We start from the raw sequence: 16,942 nt of genomic DNA, 5'->3' as shown, positions 1-16,942 counted from the left end.
GGAAAGGGGCCGCCATGCCCGAGTTCGTCGGTGCGGTGGACCAAGGCACCACCAGCACCCGTTTCATGATCTTCGATCACGACGGCCGGGAGGTCGCACACCACCAACTCGAACACAAACAGATCTTCCCGCGCTCCGGCTGGGTCGAGCACGACCCCGTGGAGATCTGGGAACGCACGAACTCCACGATGCAGAACGCCGTCCGCCTGGGCGGCCTGTCCGCCGCCGACCTGGCGGCCGTCGGGATCACCAACCAGCGCGAGACCACGGTCATCTGGGATCCCACAACCGGTCAGCCGTACTACAACGCGATCGTCTGGCAGGACACCCGCACCGACTCCATAGCGGCCGCGCTGGAGCGGGAGCACGGCGACCTCATCCGGCGCAGGACGGGGCTCCCGCCGGCGACGTACTTCTCCGGCGGCAAGATCAAGTGGATCCTGGAGAACGTCGACGGTGTCCGGGAGGCCGCCGAGAGGGGGCGGGCCGTCTTCGGGAACACCGACGCCTGGGTCCTGTGGAACCTCACCGGCGGTCCGAACGGCGGCGTCCACGCCACGGACGTCACCAACGCCAGCCGCACCATGCTGATGAATCTCGAAACCCTCGACTGGGACGACGAACTGCTCGACGTCTTCGGCATTCCGCGCGCCATGCTCCCGGCCATCAACCCGTCCTCGCACCCGGAGGCGTTCGGGACCACCCGCACCAGCCGTCCGCTGCGCACCGCGGTACCCATCACCGGGGTCCTCGGGGACCAGCAGGCGGCCACGGTCGGCCAGGTCTGCTTCCGCCCGGGCGAGGCCAAGAACACCTACGGCACCGGCAACTTCCTGGTCCTCAACACGGGCACGGAGATCGTCCGGTCCACAAGCGGCCTGCTGACCACACTGGCGTACCAGTTCGCGGGCGCCCCCGCGGTGTACGCACTGGAGGGGTCGATGGCGGTAACCGGGTCCGCCGTGCAGTGGCTCCGTGACCAGTTGCGGATCATCTCCTCCGCCTCCGATGTCGAGGCTCTGGCCCGGCAGGTGGAGGACACCGGGGGCATCTACTTCGTACCGGCCTTCTCGGGTCTGTTCGCGCCGTACTGGCGCTCCGACGCCCGGGGCGCGATCGTCGGCCTTGCCCGGTACCACACCAACGCACACCTCGCCCGGGCGACCCTGGAGGCCATCTGCTACCAGAGCCGCGACGTCGCCGAAGCGATGGAGCGGGACTCCGGGGTGGCCCTCGACGTGCTGCACGTCGACGGCGGCGTCACCGCCAACGACCTGTGCATGCAGCTCCAGGCCGACATCCTCGGCGTACCGGTCAGCCGCCCGGTCGTCGCCGAGACCACCGCGCTCGGCGCCGCGTACGCGGCCGGACTCGCCACCGGTTTCTGGGAGGACACCGACGAACTCCGCTTGCACTGGCACGAGTCGAAGCGGTGGGAACCGCAATGGAACGACGATGAGCGGGAGAAGGGCTACGCGGGCTGGAAGAAGGCCGTGGAGCGCAGCCTCGACTGGGTTGACGTCGAGTAGCCCTCATGCGACCGGCCCACCGACGCTCGCAAGGGGCGTCGGTGGGCCGTGTGGGTGGGACCCGGCTCGAAGGACGACACTCAGCCCGCGGTGTCCCGTTCCCAGCGGTAGAAGCAGCGTGCCATCGCGTCCTTGGGGCTCCGCCACGTCTCCGGGTCGTAGGCGGAGACGAACGGGGCGAGCCGCTCGCTGACGCCGCGGAACTCCGGATGGCCGGCCAGCTTGGCGATGGTGGGTGCGGGGTCGCGCTCGCTCTCGATGAGGTGCAGGTACACGTCACCGAACTCGAAGAGGCTGCGTCGGGTGACTCCCACGAGGTGGGGCAGTTCGCCGCTGTCCGACTCGGAGAAGACCTCGGCGATGTCCGGTGCCGCGCCGGGCGCCATGCGGGCGACGATCAGGGTGTGGTGCATCGGGGTCCCCTTCAGTCGGTGAGGACCGCGGCGCTGCGGCGTTCGTCCGCGGCCCGTTCGATCCGGTCGCGGATGAGGGCCATCTGTTCGCGGGAGTTGCGGTTGATGATCTCTGTCATCCCGGTGTCGTCGACGGGTGCGTCCGGCTTCATCGTGAAGTCCTGGATCCAGTCCATCCGGGTGCCGTGGGGTGTCTCGGTGTACTCCCAGCGGATCTTCATGTACTCGAAGGGGCCGGTCTCGACGCGATGGGCCCAGACGGTCCGCGTCATACGGTCCGCGACGCGTTCGGACACCCAGCTCCACACCCGGCCCTGGTCGTCGGGGAACATGGTGAGCCGGAAGGTGGTGCGGTGGCCGTCGCGGCTGAGCACCTCGACGGAGGCGTACTCGCTGAACAGCCGCGGCCAGTTCTGGATGTCGTTGGTCATGTCCCAGACCAGGTCCAGGGGTGCCGCGATGGTGATCTCGTTCTCGGTGTGGGCTGCCATGTCATGCTCCCTTCATCAGGACGCCGTTCACCACGGCGAGGAAGTCCGCGGGCGTCTTGCAACGCTCCATCTGCTCGGGCAGGCCCATGCCGTGGCGCTTCTCCAGCTCGGCCACGATGCCCAGCAGGCCGAGGGAGTCCAGGCCGAAGGTGTCCCAGCCGGAGCCGGACTCCTCTTCGAGAATGAGGGGGTCGACGCTCACTCCGGCGGTGCGCTTCATCAGCTCGGCCAGATCGTCGATGGTCACCTGGTGGTCCACTTGGTCGGTCATACGGATGCACTCCTTCATTCGGGGGGCGGAACGGAGCCCTGGCGCAGGACGAGCGCCGAGTTGAAGCCCATGAGTCCGCGGCTGAGAACCAGTGCCGTGCGCAGCTCGGCAGGGCGTGCACGGCCGACCACGAGGTCCACGTGGTGGCAGATGTCGAAGACGTTGGGTGTGGGCGGGATCGTCCCGTGCTCCATGGCGAGCACCGCGGTCGCCACGTCGAGCACCGGTGCCGCGCAGTAGGCGCGCCCCATTCCCGTCTTGGGCGCGGTGACCGGCACGCGCCGTGCGTGCGGGCCGAGTGCGTCGGTGAGGGCCAGCGCCTCGGCCTCGTCGGCCTCGGGCACTCCGAGGGCGTCCGCGAACACGACGTCCACGTCCTCCGGGCGGCAGTCGGCCTCCGTCAGTGCGGTGCTGATCGCCCGGGCCAGCCCGGACCGGGAGTCCTCCCAGCGGGAGGCGCCGGTGAACGTCGCCGCGTGGCCGGCCAGTGTCGCTCGTGGGTCGGCCCCGCGTTCGCGCGCCGCCCGCTCCTCCTCCACCACGAGCATCGCTCCGCCCTCGGCGGGCACGAACCCGCAGGCGGCAGTGGTGAAGGGCCGGTAGGCGCGTTGCGGGTCGTCGTTCCGGCTCAGCTCTGGGTAACCCAGCTGGCAGACGATCGAGTACGGGGCCAGTGGGGCCTCGGTGGCCCCGACGACGATCGCGTCGGTGCCGCGCCGTACGGCCTGGGCGGCGTGTGCCAGGGCGTCCAGGCCGCCGGCCTCGTCGCCGGCCACGACACCGCAGGGGCCCTTGAAGCCGTTGCGGATCGAGATCTGACCGGTGCTGGCCGCGTAGAACCAGGCGATCGACTGGTAGGGGCCGACGTGGCGCGGTCCCTGCCCCCACAGTTTCTGGAGTTCGCGCTGGCCGAACTCGCCGCCGCCGGAGCCCGCGGCCGTGAACACGCCCACGGAGTACGGCGAGTCCATGTCGGCACGCCCGAAACCGGCGTCGTTCAGGGCGAGTTGGGTCGCGGCCATCGCGAAGTGCGTGAACCGGTCGGTCTGGACGAGGAAGGTCCCCTCGATCAGGGCGTCCGCGTCGAAGTCGCGCACCTCGCCCGCGATCCGCAGGGGGAGGTGTTCGCAGCCTTCCTTGCCGAGGGGCGCGAGGCTGCTTCCGCCTTCCTTGACCGTCTTCCAGAAGACGTCGGTACCGATTCCGTGCGGTGTCACCACACCGAGGCCGGTGACGACCGCTTGCCTGGGGCGTTGCCTGTTCACTGCCGCCTCCCCTCAGGCCCGGTCAGGACGACCGCGGACTGGAACCCGCCGAAGCCGCTGCCCACCGACAGCACATGGCGCAGCTTCCGCTCGCGTGCCACGCGGGGCACGTAGTCCAGGTCGCATTCGGGGTCCGGGGTCTCGTAGTTGGCCGTTGGCGGTACCACCTGGTGGGACAGGGCGAGTACGCAGGCCGCGACCTCGATGGAGCCGATCGCACCGAGCGAGTGGCCCACCATGGATTTGATCGAGCTCATGGGGATCGCGTAGGCGTGGTCGCCCAGTGACCGCTTGACCGCCGCGGTCTCGTGGCGGTCGTTCTGCTTGGTGCCCGAGCCGTGCGCGTTGACGTAATCGATGTCGGTGCCGTTGATGCCGGCCTGGGCGAGGGCGCCGTCGATCGCCCGCGACATCTCCAGGCCCTCCTTGGTGAGCCCGGTCATGTGGTAGGCGTTGCCGTACGTCGCGTAGCCGGCGATCTCGCAGTACACCTCCGCTCCTCGGGCACGCGCGTGTCCGAGTTCCTCCAGGACGAGTACGGCGCCGCCTTCCCCCATGACGAATCCGTCCCGGTGGGCGTCGAAGGGGCGGGAGGCGTGCGCGGCGTCGTCGTTGTTCGGAGAGGTCGCCTTGATGGCGTCGAAACACGCCATCGTGATCGGCGAGATCGGTGAGTCCGAGGCGCCCGCGAGGCATACGTCGGCACGGCCCTCGGCGATGGCGTGGTACGCGTATCCCACCGCGTCGAGTCCGGATGTGCACCCCGTGGAGACGGTCTGCACCGGGCCGTGGACGCCGAACTCCTCGGCGACGGCGGAGGCGAGGGTGCTCGGGGTGAAGGCCCGGTGCAGTGACGGCTCCGCCCGCCGGTCGTCGACGTCCCATCGCGCGCCGTTCGCGCTGACGAGGACGTAGTCGTGTTCGAGTCGCGTGGTGCCCCCCACCGCGCTCCCCAAGCTGGCTCCCATCCGCCAGGGGTCCGTCTGCTGGAGGTCGAGGCCCGCGTCGCGGACCGCCTCTCTGGCGGCGACCAGCGCGAACTGTATGTACCTGTCGCAGCGCCCGGTGGTCTCGTCGTCCAGTCCGTGTGCCGCCGGGTCGAAATCGCACTCGGCCGCGATCTGTGAGCGCAGACCCACCGGGTCGAAGAGGGAGATCCGGCGCGTCGCCGTACGCCCGTTGGAGAGCAGGTCCCAGAACTGGGATATGCCGATTCCGCCCGGGGCGACGACACCTACGCCGGTGACGGCGACCCGCCGGTTCATGACACCACCTCGGCCTGCGCGGTCCCTTCCGTCTCCTCCGTGTCGACATGACCGAGTTCCGGCCGAGGGGCCAGCGGGCCCAGGTGGAAGACCATGCGCGCCTCGCTGTCGCCGACGTTGCGGAAGCGGTGCCGCGTGTTCAGCGGGATCAGCAGCCCTTGGCCGGGCCGGAGGGCGTGGGGCTCGCCCTCCAGGTCCACTTCGAAGGTGCCGTGGGTGACGTACACGAACTCCTCGGAGTACGGGTGGTAGTGCTCGGCGATGCGTTCCCCGGGCTGCACGATGGCCACGCCCATGAATCCACTGGTCGACCCCACCGTGGTGGGTGTGAGGAGGGCGCGGATGTCGCCGCCGCGCCGGCGGTTGGGCGCGATGCCGCTGAGGTCGACGATGCGTGCGTGCTGTTCTGCCATGTCGGTCTCCGGAGCAGGATGCGAAGGTGGGGGCGAAGGTGGGGGACGGGATGCGGCGTTGGGACGGCAGCCGGGTCAGGAAGCCGACGCCCGGCGGTCGGTGACGTGCTTCATCCGGGCGTGCGTGAGGAGCCGCGGCAGCATCCGGTCGTCCGCCAGGGGCTCGTCGATACCGAGTGCTCCCGCATCCAGCATTCGCCCTGCCTCGGCGATGACGGCGGACGTGCGCAGAGCCAGCGCGGCGCCGGGCGCGTCCTCCGGTTCGCCTTCCATGTCGACGAGCCGGACGACGAGGTCGTCGCGGTGGAAGACGGTGCAGGCGAGGACCGGACCGGCCGGGTCGCCCGTGGCGGCCACGTCCTGCTGCGACAGGAGCAGGGCCAGTGCCTGGCCGGTCCCGGGCCTCGCCGGGTAGTAGAACGCGCACCGCTGCACGTCCGGGCCCACCCGGCGACCGGACTCCACGTGATGGACGGCCGGGACCGCGGCCCGGGTGAAGAACAGCCGGGCGGACTGCGGGTCGCGGAGGTCCCGTTCCTGTTCCAGATACGGGTCGAGGGCCTCCTCGACGGCGCGTACTTCGGGCTGCCGGGCGACGTGCCGCAGCGCGGCCTGCAGCTCGCCCTGTACCTCGACCGCTCTGACGACACGGTTGCCGTGCATGAACAGTGAGGTACGGAGAAGCCTGGTGGTCTCGTCCACCCGGGCCTCGGGCGACGCATAACCGGACAGGATCTCCGCGACCTTGGACTCACTGCCGGGTTTGACGGTGAAGGTCAGCGCCTGCCGGACCGTGTTGCCGCCCACACGCGGCGCGGACTGCAGCCGTTTCCGGGCCACCGCACGCGACTTGTGCTTCTTGCCGAAGGTCTCACGCAGGACGGTGTAACGCATCGACCGGGTGTCGCGGACACAGCCCTGCAGGGGCTTGACCATCTCCAGATGGCCCTCACTGTTGACCCACGCGAGGAAGGGCGGTGCGCTCTCCCACTCGCTGGTGATGAGCCACTGGGTGGGGTTCTCCAGTGACTGGCAGAGCTGGTCGCTGATGTGCCCGGGCACCGCGGCGACCTGCTCGCACATGTGCTCGTAGGCGTCGAGGAACTCCTGCTGTGTTCCGTCATGGATGTCCAGCATCAGCACGACCCGCACTCGGGACCCGTCGAACGCGGTGGTGGACACACCGTCCGGGATCATCGACACGGCTGGGGAGACTGCCATCCGGAGCACCTCTTCCTGTGGAACGGGGCGGACCGTCGCACCACGTGGGGGCGCGTATCGGCCGCATGGCAACGATCGTGTGTCGTGCCGTGCGGCACCGCGAACCAGGCGGGCCATGCGGGTGAACGTCCAGCCCCTCCGTCTCATGCGGCGCGGGTATGCCCCGGGCATCGCCCCCTACAGCCTGTCAGCCCACAGCCCGTCAGCCCCCAGCCCATCGGTCGATGCGCGTGGCGGCGCCGAACAGGTCCGCGCTACGCCACCACAGCCTGTTCTTCCCCTTGCCCGGTGATCGCCGCTGCCGCCTGCTGCTGACAGGGCTGTGGCGCAGGTTGCGGCTTGGGCTACCCTCGCGGGCCCGGACATGCTCAGCGGGCGCATATGCCGCGTCGAGCAGCGAGACGCGAACAAACCTGGCATCTCCGATCGCACGGCGACGGCCCTGGCATACCCTGCCGGGGCCGTCCCCTCATCCCCTGCCGAGGCCGTCACCGGTACCTAGCGGCCCAGGACGGCCATCCGGCACCCTCGCCGGCGAACATCCCTCGCATGCTGGCCGAGCGGCTGCCGAAGCAGGTGCGGGGCTGGCCCACCCACTTCCAGGAGAGGGACGAATCGCTGGATCCGGTCGGCCGCATGCAGTTGACCGATGGCCCGGTCAACCACCGCGTGGACGTGTACGACGTAAACGAATGGCTGGCCGAGCAGCTCGGACTGCGTACCGCCGAGTCGGATTTGACCGTTCGTGAATGGCTGGCCATGCCGCAGCAGCGGCTCGCCGAGACCACCGGTGGCGCGGTGTTCCACGATGAGCTCGGTACGCTCACCGACTGCCGGCGCAGGCTGGAGTGGTACCCGGAGCAGGTGTGGCGGTACCTGTTGGCGTGTCAGTGGCAGCGTGTTTCGCAGGAAGAGGCGTTCGTGGGGCGCTGCGCGGAAGTCGGTGACGACATCGGTTCGGCCCTCGTGGCCGCCCGCCTGGTGCGGGACATGATGCGCCTTTGCCTGCTGCTTGAGCGCCGCTACGCCCCTTACAGCAAGTGGCTCGGCAGCGCGTTCGGCCGACTGCCGGTGGCGGCGTCGCTCACCCCGGCGCTGCGCGGTGTGCTGACGGCGACGGACTACCCGACCCGGGAAGCGCACCTGTGCGATGCCTACGAGGCCGTCGCTTCGCTGCAGAACGCATCCGGACTGATCACACCGATGGACCCGAAACGTCGCCGCTACCACTCGCGCCCTTTCCTGGTCCTGCATGCCGAGCGCTTCGCACAGGCGCTCGCGCGCACCGTCACCGACCCGGACCTTTGCACGCTGCCGCTGGTGGGAAGCGTGGATCAGTGGGCGGACAGTACCGACCTGCTCGCCTTCGTGAGTGAGAAAGGGCAAGGGGCGCGTCATGGGGCTGTCCGGGATTGGTGGAGCGACCGTGGCTGAGGATTCCGGTGCGCGGGGCGGGTGTCTGGCGTGTGACCTCACGATGGGGAATGTTCCGCTGCCGGGCGGAAACGTGCTGCGGACCGAGTCCTGGGTTGTCGAGCACTGCGTCGGACCGCTCGGTCCGGGGACCATTGTGGTCAAGCCGACTCGGCATGTCGTGCACGTCGCCGAGTTGACGGCGCAGGAGTCCAGCGAGCTGGGGCCTCTGCTGCAGAGGGTGAGCGCTGCCGTCACCGAGGTGATGGCCCCGGAGCAGGTGTACGTGTGCCTGTGGTCGCATGCCGGCGGGGTTCCCGGCCACATCCACTTCGTCGTGCAGCCCGTCGGAAAGGACGACCTGGCCCGGTTCAACGCCTTCGGTCCCGCATTGCAGGTGGCGATGGGTGAAGCGGAGTATTTCCCCGGGGCGGCGGAGGTCGAGCGGGTGTGTGAACGGCTGAGGGAAGCCCTCGACTGAACAGGTCCCGCCGGGTCGTCCCTCGCGGCCGTCAACCCCTGTGCGAAGCCCGGTGGGTGAGTACCGGGGGCGGCCCGCGTGTGCGGCGACGCCGGTGGTGCCTCGTTGTCCCAGCCCTGCTCACGGCGGTGTCGGTTCGGTGGGATCAGCTGCCGTCTGCTTGCCGGTGGCCTGCTCCCCGGGGAGCCAGTGGAGGGCGAACCAGAGCTCCATCCGGACATCGAGGTCCTGAAGATCGGCGTCGAGCAGTTCGGCTGACTTGGCGATGCGTCGGCGCACGGTGTTGCGATGGAGTTGGAGAGCGGTGGCTGTGCGGTCCCAGTTGCCGTGGTGGGCAAGCCAGGTGCGCAGGGTTTCCAGCAGGACGGCGGGGCCGGGCGCGGGGGCTTCCGCGAAGGGGGCGAAGCGGGCCTGCGCGAGTGCCGCGGCGTCGCCCGGGCTGACCAGGGAGTGCATGGTCAGGTCCTGGGTGCGGTGCTGTGCCGAGGACGTGCCGGTGGCCACGGCATGGCGCAACATGCGATCGGCCTGTCTGTCGGCGATCGCCAGATCGGCGGCGGCGACGGGCGAGCTGATGCCGAGGGTCCAGCCGAGGCGTGCGACCGAGGCGAGGTCGGGCAGCGGGGAACCGGGGCTGCTGGGTACGAGTGCGCGCAGGCTGGTGCCGTCGATGTCGAGGTAGGGCGTGGTCAGGACCGTGCCGAGGGCGGCCAGTTGGACAGGGTCGCCGCCGAGGCGCGCCGTTGCCCCGGGGCCCGGTCTGGTGAGGCGACCGTGGACCACGACCCAGTTGTCCGCAGCCCGTGCGGCCGGCGACAGGAGCCGGGCCACGTCAACGGGGTGCTGGCCGAGCATCAGGCGGACCAGGGCCGCGGCGCTACGGGTGTCGGTACCCAGGGCGTGCCGGGGGGTGGTGAGCAGCGACAACAGGACCAGCGCGGTGCCGATCACGGAGCGGTGCACGGCGGTGGGCGTGGAGGCGGCTGCGACGCCGAGGACGAACGGGCCGTCGGCGATCTCTGCGGGGAGGCTGTGCACCGTGAGGTGGAACTCGGCGTGATGCTCGGCCGCCGCTGTCGGCGGCTGCGGCCGTCCATCGGCGGAGCGGGATCGCACGCGGGCCGTGGTACGCGCGGCGAGGGCGCGCAGTTGCACTGCGGCGGGCGCCTCCGGCCGGGTGCCGGCGGCGAGGAGTTCGCTGCCGAGCGGGTTCAGGAGGACGACCCAGGCACCGAGACGCGTGGCGAGCTGCTGCAGGACCGCCTTCAGTGCGTCGGGACGGGCCGCGGCCGTGGCGAGGGCGGCCTGCGCCTCGGCGATCTGGCGCAGTTCCTGGTGCCGTGCCTCGGCCATGGCCGCGTGGGCGGCATGGTTGACGGCGACGAACGGCGTCCCGGGCGGGATCCGCAGCAAGGGAAGCCCGTGCCGGTCGCAGGCCGTGACCAGGGCGGACGGGACCTCGTCGTGCACCGGGGCGACACCGAAGCCGAGCGCCGCGATGCCCGCCCGGACGACGCGCTGTACGTAGGTGTCGACGCCCTCGGTGGTCTCCGGGAGGCGGACGCCGGCGATGAGCAGGAGTTCGCCGCCGCGCAGGTAGGGGGCCGGGTCTTCCAGCTCCGTGGTGCCGATCGTGCCGACGAGGCGGTCTTCCGTGGGCCCTGCGACCTGCTGCAGGCCCAGGGCGGCGTCGGCGAGGAGGGTGCTCAGTGGGACGGCGGGGGTGTCTGACGGGGGTGGAGTGGGGCTGGTCGGCGCTGGGGGCGCGCTGGTCGGCGGCATGAGCGATTCCTCGGATCGACGCGTTCCACAGGCGGGATGATTCATCCCTTGGCGGTCACGATATGAGACAGATCCGACAGTGTGGTGTCAAGGCCCGGCGGCCTACGGTGGTCGAACCCCACCGGGCACCGGACACCGGTCACAAACCTTCCGCACCGGCACCAGCGTCACCACTCGTCCCCACCGTGGCCAAGCCCGCCTGTCACCCCCGAGTAGCAAGCCGCCGCCTTACCCGGTCCTGCGCGCAGCCGCTCCCCTCACACGAGTCACAGAGCACACGAGCATCCCGGTACCGCGTTCCCCGGCGCGGGCCGCCAAGGACCTAGGACCGGAGAACGTCATGAGCGTCGACTACGCGGTAATCATCGGATATCTGCTCGGTATCGCCGCCGTCGGATGGTGGGGCAAGAGACGCGCCCGTTCCACCAGCGACTTCCTCGTCGCCGGACGGCGCCTCGGCCCCGGCATGTACACCGGCACCATGGCCGCCGTGGTCATCGGCGGTGCCTCCACCATCGGCGGTGTGCGCCTCGGCTACACCTACGGGCTGTCCGGCGCCTGGATGGTCTTCGCCATCGGCTTCGGACTGCTGGCACTGAGCATCGGCTTCTCCGCGCGCATCGCCCGTCTGCGGGTCTACACCGTCGCCGACATGCTGTCCCTTCGCTACGGCGACTCGGCCAGCATCATCTCCGGCCTGGTGATGTGGATCTACACCCTGATGCTCGCCGTCACCTCCACCATCGCCTACGCCACCGTGTTCGACGTCCTCTTCGACGTGCCCCGCTGGGCCGCCGTCATCATCGGCGGCACCATCGTGGTCGGGTACTCCGCCCTCGGCGGCATGTGGTCGATCACCCTCACCGACATGGTGCAGTTCGTGGTCAAGAGCATCGGCGTGCTCGTGGTCCTGCTGCCGGCAGCGGTCGTCAAGGCGGGCGGCTTCGCGCAGCTCTCCGCCCAACTGCCCGACAGCTACCTGTCGTTCGGCTCCATCGGCGGCGAGAGCATCTTCACCTACGTACTGATCTACACGTTCGGCATGCTGATCGGTCAGGACATCTGGCAGCGCGTCTTCACTGCCCGCAGCGACAAGGTCGCTTCATGGGGCGGCACCGTCGCCGGCCTGTACTGCCTGGTCTACGCACTGGCCGGCGCCGTGATCGGCATGGCCACCAAAATCCTCCACCCCGACCTCGCCGACGCGGACAGCGCCTTCGCGACCATCGTCAAGAGCACCCTGCCCACCGGCGTCAAAGGCCTGGTGCTGGCCGCCGCCCTGTCCGCGATGATGTCCACCGCCAGCGGCGCCCTGATCGCCTCCGCCACGGTCGCCAACAACGACATCTGGCACCGACTGCGCGCCCTCGGCGGACTCACCGCACACCCGCGGACCGGTGACGGCCACGACGAGGTCGCCTCCAACCGGGTCGCCATCATCATCCTCGGCGTGGTGTCCATCGCTCTCGCCTGCCTGCTCGACGACGTTCTCGCAGCGCTCACCGTCGCCTACAACCTGTTGGTCGGCGGCCTGTTGGTGCCCATCCTCGGCGGCCTGCTCTGGAAGCGCGGCAACCTGCCCGGGGCGCTCGCGGCGATGACCGCCGGCAGCGTCACCGTCATCGCCCTGATGGCCGCCGAGGGCATGCTCGCCAACGAACCCATCTACTACGGCCTCGCCGTCAGCCTGGTCGCCTACGTCGCGGTCAGCCTCACCACCCGGCCCACCGAAACACATGTCCTGGGGCAGTGGCGTCGCCGCCTCGCCGGGCAGGCGACCACCGATCTCGACGACAGTCCGACCACGCAACCCAAGACAGCAGTCACCTCCCTCTGACACACCGACAGGAGCCGAGTTCCATGGCCACCAGCGCCACGACCGCTGACAACGCCCCAGCCCCCACCATCGCCGCGGCCAGGCCCGTCCCGGCCGAGCCCGCCCCGGCCGGACTACAGCACCACGGCGACGAAGAGCAACGCCTACGGCGCGAACTGGCAGCCGTCTACCGGCTCGTGGCGCACTTCCGTATGACCGATCTGATCTTCACCCACATCTCGCTGCGGCTGCCCGGCCCCGACCACCACTTCCTCATCAACCCCTACGGGCTGCTCTTCGAGGAAATCACCGCCTCGAAGCTCGTCAAGATCGACCTGAACGGCAACCCCGTCGAGCCGACCCCGTACCCGGTCAATCCCGCCGGGTTCGTCATCCACAGCGCGATCCACGCCGCCCGGTCCGATGCCCACTGCGTGCTGCACACCCACACCAAGGCCGGCTGTGCCGTCGCCGCCCAGCGGGACGGGCTCCTGCCGGTCAACCAGATGTCCATGGAGTTCCACAACCGAGTCGGCTACCACGACTACGAGGGCGTCGCCCTCAACCTCGACGAACAGCAGCGCCTCGTCGCCGACATCGGTGACCACCCCGCGCTCATCCTGCGCAACCACGGCCTGCTCACCGTCGGCGAGACCGCCGCCCAGGCCTTCCTGCGCATGTACTACCTGGAGAAGGCTTGCGAGATCCAGCTCGCCGCACAAGCCGGCGGTACCCCACTCACGCTGCCGCCCGGCGACGTGTGCGAGCTCACGGCTCGCCAACTGCGCGGCGAGGAACACGGATCCGACCTCCAGGACGACCAGGCATACGGCCTGGCCTGGCGGGCCCTGCTCCGTCTGGTGGAACGCATCGCCCCCGACTACGCAGACTGATCGAGGCGGGGTGACGGCGGGAACGTCCCGCACAACTGTCGGTCGCGAGGCCCCGTCCAGCCGAGGTCGAGACTCGTGGGTCGGGTCAGCCCGACGGCCACGGGATTGGATACTGGCCGTGTATACCGGTACGGATCAGGAGCACGGCCAGTGACCAGCGACAATCGCATAGGGCCACCCAGTTTTGGAAGCGAACGCGAGATGCTGCGGGCATTCCTCGACTTCCACCGAGCGACCCTCGCAATGAAGTGCGAAGGGCTGACCGACGAGGAGTTGCGGCAGCAGTCGATGCCACCGTCCACGCTTTCGCTGCTCGGGCTCGTGCGGCACATGGCGGAGGTGGAACGTGCCTGGTTCCGCCGGGTGTTCGAGGACAACGACGCGCCCATGGTCTGGTCCGAGGAGATCGACTTCCAGGCGGCGTACGACGCGAGCGCATCGACCAGGGCCGAGGCGTTCACGGCCTGGGAGGCCGAGGTGGCGTACTCGCGCCGTATCGAGCGGGAGGCCGAGTCCCTGGATCTGGCCGGGTATCAGCCGAGGTGGGCCGAGGAGGTGTCGCTGCGGATGGTCATGGTGCACGTGCTTCTGGAGTACGGCCGCCACAACGGGCACGCGGACTTTCTGCGTGAAGGGGTCGACGGGACCGTGGGCGCCTGATCCGCAGGGTCGTCCACCTCTCTCCTGAAGCGGGTGTCGCAGGTTCGAATCCTGCCGGGGGCGCTGTGCCTTGACCAGGCGCGGAGCATCGAACAGACCCCTCGGAGTGATCTCCGAAGGGCCTGCTTTCGTATCTGCCGGGACAGAACGGGGACACGCCGCTACACAGCCGAGTCGTCTGTCAGCCTGCTCCCCCTGACGCGCCGCCTTGCGCGGAACGAGCGTCACGGGTGCGTCCGCAGCCTCCAGTTCGAGCTGCGAAAGCAAGCTGGTGTACGTGTCGAAGGTGAGCTTGTACGAGGAGCGCTCGATCATGGTCTGGATGGTCTTCATGTGAATGCCGACGGCAAGGGACAGCGTCGCAGCGCAGTGACGCAGGTCGTGGAGTCGGATAGACGGCAGACCGAGCTTCTGGACGAGCCGCGCGCACCGCCGTTCCACACAACGCTCTGCAGGACGTCGACCTCGCTCTCGCTCGGTGGCGGAAGAGCTCGTACAGCGGGGGTGCGAACGACTGTGTGGAGATCGCCGAGTGGGGAGCGTCGGTGGCGGTGCGTGATTCCAAGGACGTGAGGCGTCAGCCGCTGGTGTTCTCGCGCGCGGCGATGCGTGCGCTGGTGAAAGAGCTCACAGGTCGGGCGATTTGAGACCAGCCACCTCATGGGGGTCATCTACGGCCCTCAGCGGCCCGGAAACCAGCCAATGCACTTTCGGGAGGACCGACTTACGATCACGGTGATGACCAGTCGTTTGTCACGCCAAAGGGGCTCTTATGGCCGAGCTTGTCCGGCAGCAACATCTTGATGCGGATGTGGAGTATCACGGCTTCGGGTTCCAGGAGTCCGATGACGGTGATCTGCCCGTCCCGTTCCCTGACGACTTCGCGGGCGGCGTGTTCCTGAACGCCTTCCCGGGTCGTCTCGACATCTACAGTGCCGGCCACACTCACACCGCTGCGGTCACCGTGGAGGTGTGGGACGGGGAGCCGCCCGTACAGGATCCTTCGCGGTGGGACGAACAGGCTGAGGCCGGCTTCGAGTCGACCAGCGGTGAAGTGGCGGTGTGGTCCATGGGCCTGGGGCGGGCCGATGACGTGATCACGCTAGCCGAGTCGGAGGGCTCTTGGCGGGTGCGGGTGAACTGCGCCGGGCGCAGCGAGGCCGCGGCACTCTCCGAGCAGGAAGGTACTGGCGAAGGCGTGGAGAAGTACCTCGTGCAGTTCTGGCCCGCAACGGCCTGAACACGGCAGGGCGGGGGCGCCGACAGCGCGGCACCCCCGCCCTGGGCGGCGTCAGGAGACGATCTTCACGATGAAGCCGTCCTCCATTCCGTCGATGACGCGATTCTTGGAATAGAAGCTGAGCAGCAGATTGCCGCCCGCACCGTTGTCTTCCTTTGCGATCGGTTTCACGGAGAAGTTGAACTTCTTCGCGTCGGCGTCGTAGTCGTGCTCCGCGGCGCCCTCATAGGTGGTGGCGAAGGGGTACTCGTCGCACTCCCGAGTGCCACCCTGTGTGTAGTTGGCGCCCCAGTATCGCTTGCACTGCTTGACCGCCGCCTTGCGGTTGTCGTCCTTGCGAGTCTTGTTGACCGTCCGGTGCAGCGGTTCGTCGGGCGTCCGACCGGGCACCTTCTTCGCCGACATGAACGGCTTCGTGTCCTCCGGCTTGGTGAACGCCGTCTTGATGTGCTGGGCCACCGCACGCTCCTCCGCACCGGTCTTCGTGCTGTAGCTCAGCATTCCGATGTAGGCGAATGAGGCCGCACCCCTCTTGTCGGGGTTGCCGCCGCCGGTGGAGTTCGCCAGGTATGTCGCGGCGTCCCAGCGCGGCGGCAGGAAGAACAGGTCACCCTTGAGATCGCCGCTGATCGTGGCGTTGGGCGGCGGTGTGATGGTGATGGAGGGCTGGTAGGTCGCGGCGATCAGGTCCGTGCTGCCGCCGCTGCCTTGGCCGGGCTTGGCGTTGACGGTTTCCTTGAACGTGCGCAGCGCCTTGAGCTCGGCGTAGGTCTTCGTTCCAGGCATGTCGCCGCCCCGGGTGTAGCGAACCGTGGACGGCCAACTGTGGGGAATCTTGCCCTTGGTGCCGATCTTCATCGCGGCTGCCTCGGTGGTGCCCTGCGATTCCATCTCGGTGAAGTAGTACTTGAAGTTGATCGTGCGGCTGTTCTTGGCAATCGTCCCCACGACTCGGACGTTGAACATGCTCACGCCTGAGGGCCTGCCGTTGACGAGCCAGGTCTGTACGAACGAAGCACCCGAACAGGCCGCGAACCGGGACGTGAAGAAGAACCTGTTGGTGGTACCCAGCCCCTTCTTGCACTCGTCGAGTGTCATCGTGCGGGCCGGTTCCGGTGCCGCGATCATTGGCGTTGGTGCGGCGGGTGAATCGACAGGCGCGGTCTGGGACGGCTGGCGTGCCAGCGGCGCGTACGATGCCGCAGGCCCCACCGTCTCGTACGGCAACTGCGCGATCGGCTCCGCGTTCCGGGCAATGTCCCGCAACCGTTCCATGCCATGCTCGCTCTGCAACTCCTCGAGCGATGGCGTCGCCGAGCCGAGCGGCAGGACGTACGACTCGACCTCGAGATCAGCCGACGCGTCTGCCTGCGCCATGGACGGCACCGACGACAGCAGAGCGACCGCGGTCGCCATGGTGAGCGCCTGTCTGCTGGCGCGCCTGAGCCACGGTATGTGCATCGAAAACCCCCGAACTCATGCGATTCGAATCGATGATCCGAACATTTGGTCGAGAAAAGTTCTACCGATCGAATGGTCGTGGGTATGGGCGACACGCCGCACATGGCGTGTTCATGACTGCTCGTTGGCCGAGATCGTCCGACTGCTCACGTATGCATGAGGGGTTCGGGCAGTCGAAGTTCACCGCCCATCAGGCTCCGCCGATGACGAGACCGAACCGTTTCCAACTGCGCTTCGACGGCTGTTCGTACGCAGTCCCCGTCAATGGACGAGATGTGAGTGAGCAACTCGCCGCCGAGCACCTCGCCGCTATGGAAGTGCACGCATC

Annotated in this window: 16 protein-coding genes and 1 pseudogene; 8 read left to right on the top strand and 9 right to left on the bottom strand. The window is 68.8% G+C overall.

What is annotated here, in order from left to right; translation table 11 throughout:
• The first annotated feature begins 14 nt into the window (after window positions 1–14).
• Window positions 15–1,529 (top strand): glycerol kinase GlpK, encoded by a 1,515-nt coding sequence (gene glpK / locus E0500_RS28000; RefSeq protein WP_131557845.1) that lies wholly within the window; start codon window positions 15–17, stop codon window positions 1,527–1,529.
• 80 nt (window positions 1,530–1,609) lie between these two features.
• Here the strand turns inward: glpK and E0500_RS27995 are convergent, their stop codons facing one another.
• The 7 genes from E0500_RS27995 to E0500_RS27965 form a co-directional block, all read right to left on the bottom strand.
• The gene (locus E0500_RS27995; RefSeq protein ID WP_131557843.1) at window positions 1,610–1,942 is read right to left on the bottom strand and encodes a TcmI family type II polyketide cyclase; all 333 of its coding nucleotides are present in this window, start codon (window positions 1,940–1,942) and stop codon (window positions 1,610–1,612) included.
• A gap of 11 nt (window positions 1,943–1,953) precedes the next feature.
• Window positions 1,954–2,433, bottom strand: coding sequence for an SRPBCC family protein (locus E0500_RS27990; protein WP_131557841.1), 480 nt, complete (start codon window positions 2,431–2,433; stop codon window positions 1,954–1,956).
• Between the two features lies 1 nt (window position 2,434).
• A complete protein-coding gene (locus tag E0500_RS27985) occupies window positions 2,435–2,704 on the bottom strand; it encodes an acyl carrier protein (RefSeq protein WP_131557839.1) in 270 nt (89 codons plus the stop codon).
• A 14-nt stretch (window positions 2,705–2,718) separates the two neighbouring features.
• Entirely contained in the window at window positions 2,719–3,969 is a 1,251-nt protein-coding gene (locus E0500_RS27980) for a ketosynthase chain-length factor (protein ID WP_131557837.1), read from the bottom strand.
• Window positions 3,966–5,234 carry a beta-ketoacyl synthase gene (locus E0500_RS27975; RefSeq protein ID WP_131557835.1) on the bottom strand — a complete coding sequence of 423 codons (1,269 nt, stop codon included), beginning with the start codon at window positions 5,232–5,234 and terminating at the stop codon, window positions 3,966–3,968. The genes E0500_RS27980 and E0500_RS27975 overlap by 4 nt, the downstream gene beginning before the upstream one ends.
• Window positions 5,231–5,647: a cupin domain-containing protein gene (locus E0500_RS27970; protein WP_131557833.1), complete on the bottom strand. Its 417-nt coding sequence runs from the start codon at window positions 5,645–5,647 to the stop codon at window positions 5,231–5,233. Before E0500_RS27970 ends, E0500_RS27975 begins: the two co-directional genes overlap by 4 nt.
• Window positions 5,648–5,722: 75 nt before the next feature.
• Window positions 5,723–6,868: a SchA/CurD-like domain-containing protein gene (locus E0500_RS27965; RefSeq protein WP_258572965.1), complete on the bottom strand. Its 1,146-nt coding sequence runs from the start codon at window positions 6,866–6,868 to the stop codon at window positions 5,723–5,725.
• 534 nt (window positions 6,869–7,402) lie between these two features.
• Here E0500_RS27965 and E0500_RS27960 point away from each other — a divergent pair.
• Together E0500_RS27960 and E0500_RS27955 are read left to right on the top strand one after the other, a co-directional pair.
• Window positions 7,403–8,302: pseudogene (locus E0500_RS27960) on the top strand (DUF4037 domain-containing protein); the annotation flags it as partial.
• Window positions 8,295–8,762 (top strand): hypothetical protein, encoded by a 468-nt coding sequence (locus E0500_RS27955; protein WP_309505162.1) that lies wholly within the window; start codon window positions 8,295–8,297, stop codon window positions 8,760–8,762. The pseudogene E0500_RS27960 and the gene E0500_RS27955, both read left to right, overlap by 8 nt.
• A 120-nt stretch (window positions 8,763–8,882) precedes the next feature.
• Here the strand turns inward: E0500_RS27955 and E0500_RS27950 are convergent, their stop codons facing one another.
• Window positions 8,883–10,544, bottom strand: a complete 1,662-nt coding sequence (locus tag E0500_RS27950) for a PucR family transcriptional regulator (RefSeq protein ID WP_181587155.1) — start codon at window positions 10,542–10,544, stop codon at window positions 8,883–8,885.
• A gap of 340 nt (window positions 10,545–10,884) precedes the next feature.
• On the opposite strand from E0500_RS27950, the gene E0500_RS27945 reads away from it, so the two are divergent.
• The 5 genes from E0500_RS27945 (at window position 10,885) to E0500_RS27925 (ending at window position 15,153) form a co-directional block, all read left to right on the top strand.
• A complete protein-coding gene (locus tag E0500_RS27945; protein WP_131561376.1) occupies window positions 10,885–12,381 on the top strand; it encodes a sodium:solute symporter in 1,497 nt (498 codons plus the stop codon).
• A 23-nt stretch (window positions 12,382–12,404) separates the two neighbouring features.
• Window positions 12,405–13,253, top strand: coding sequence for a class II aldolase/adducin family protein (locus E0500_RS27940; protein ID WP_131561374.1), 849 nt, complete (start codon window positions 12,405–12,407; stop codon window positions 13,251–13,253).
• 150 nt (window positions 13,254–13,403) lie between these two features.
• The gene (locus tag E0500_RS27935) at window positions 13,404–13,913 is read left to right on the top strand and encodes a DinB family protein (RefSeq protein WP_131561372.1); all 510 of its coding nucleotides are present in this window, start codon (window positions 13,404–13,406) and stop codon (window positions 13,911–13,913) included.
• Between the two features lie 449 nt (window positions 13,914–14,362).
• Entirely contained in the window at window positions 14,363–14,560 is a 198-nt protein-coding gene (locus E0500_RS27930; RefSeq protein ID WP_131561370.1) for a DUF397 domain-containing protein, read from the top strand.
• Window positions 14,561–14,685: 125 nt separating this feature from the next.
• Entirely contained in the window at window positions 14,686–15,153 is a 468-nt protein-coding gene (locus E0500_RS27925) for a hypothetical protein (RefSeq protein ID WP_131561369.1), read from the top strand.
• Window positions 15,154–15,204: 51 nt separating this feature from the next.
• Here E0500_RS27925 and E0500_RS43170 read toward each other — a convergent pair whose 3' ends face one another.
• The gene (locus tag E0500_RS43170; protein ID WP_220140617.1) at window positions 15,205–16,569 is read right to left on the bottom strand and encodes a hypothetical protein; all 1,365 of its coding nucleotides are present in this window, start codon (window positions 16,567–16,569) and stop codon (window positions 15,205–15,207) included.
• Window positions 16,570–16,942 lie beyond the last annotated feature (373 nt).

The organism is Streptomyces sp. KM273126, from assembly GCF_004337435.2.
Taxonomy (GTDB): Bacteria; Actinomycetota; Actinomycetes; order Streptomycetales; family Streptomycetaceae; genus Streptomyces; species Streptomyces acidicola.
This window is presented reverse-complemented; position numbering and strand designations above follow the sequence as displayed.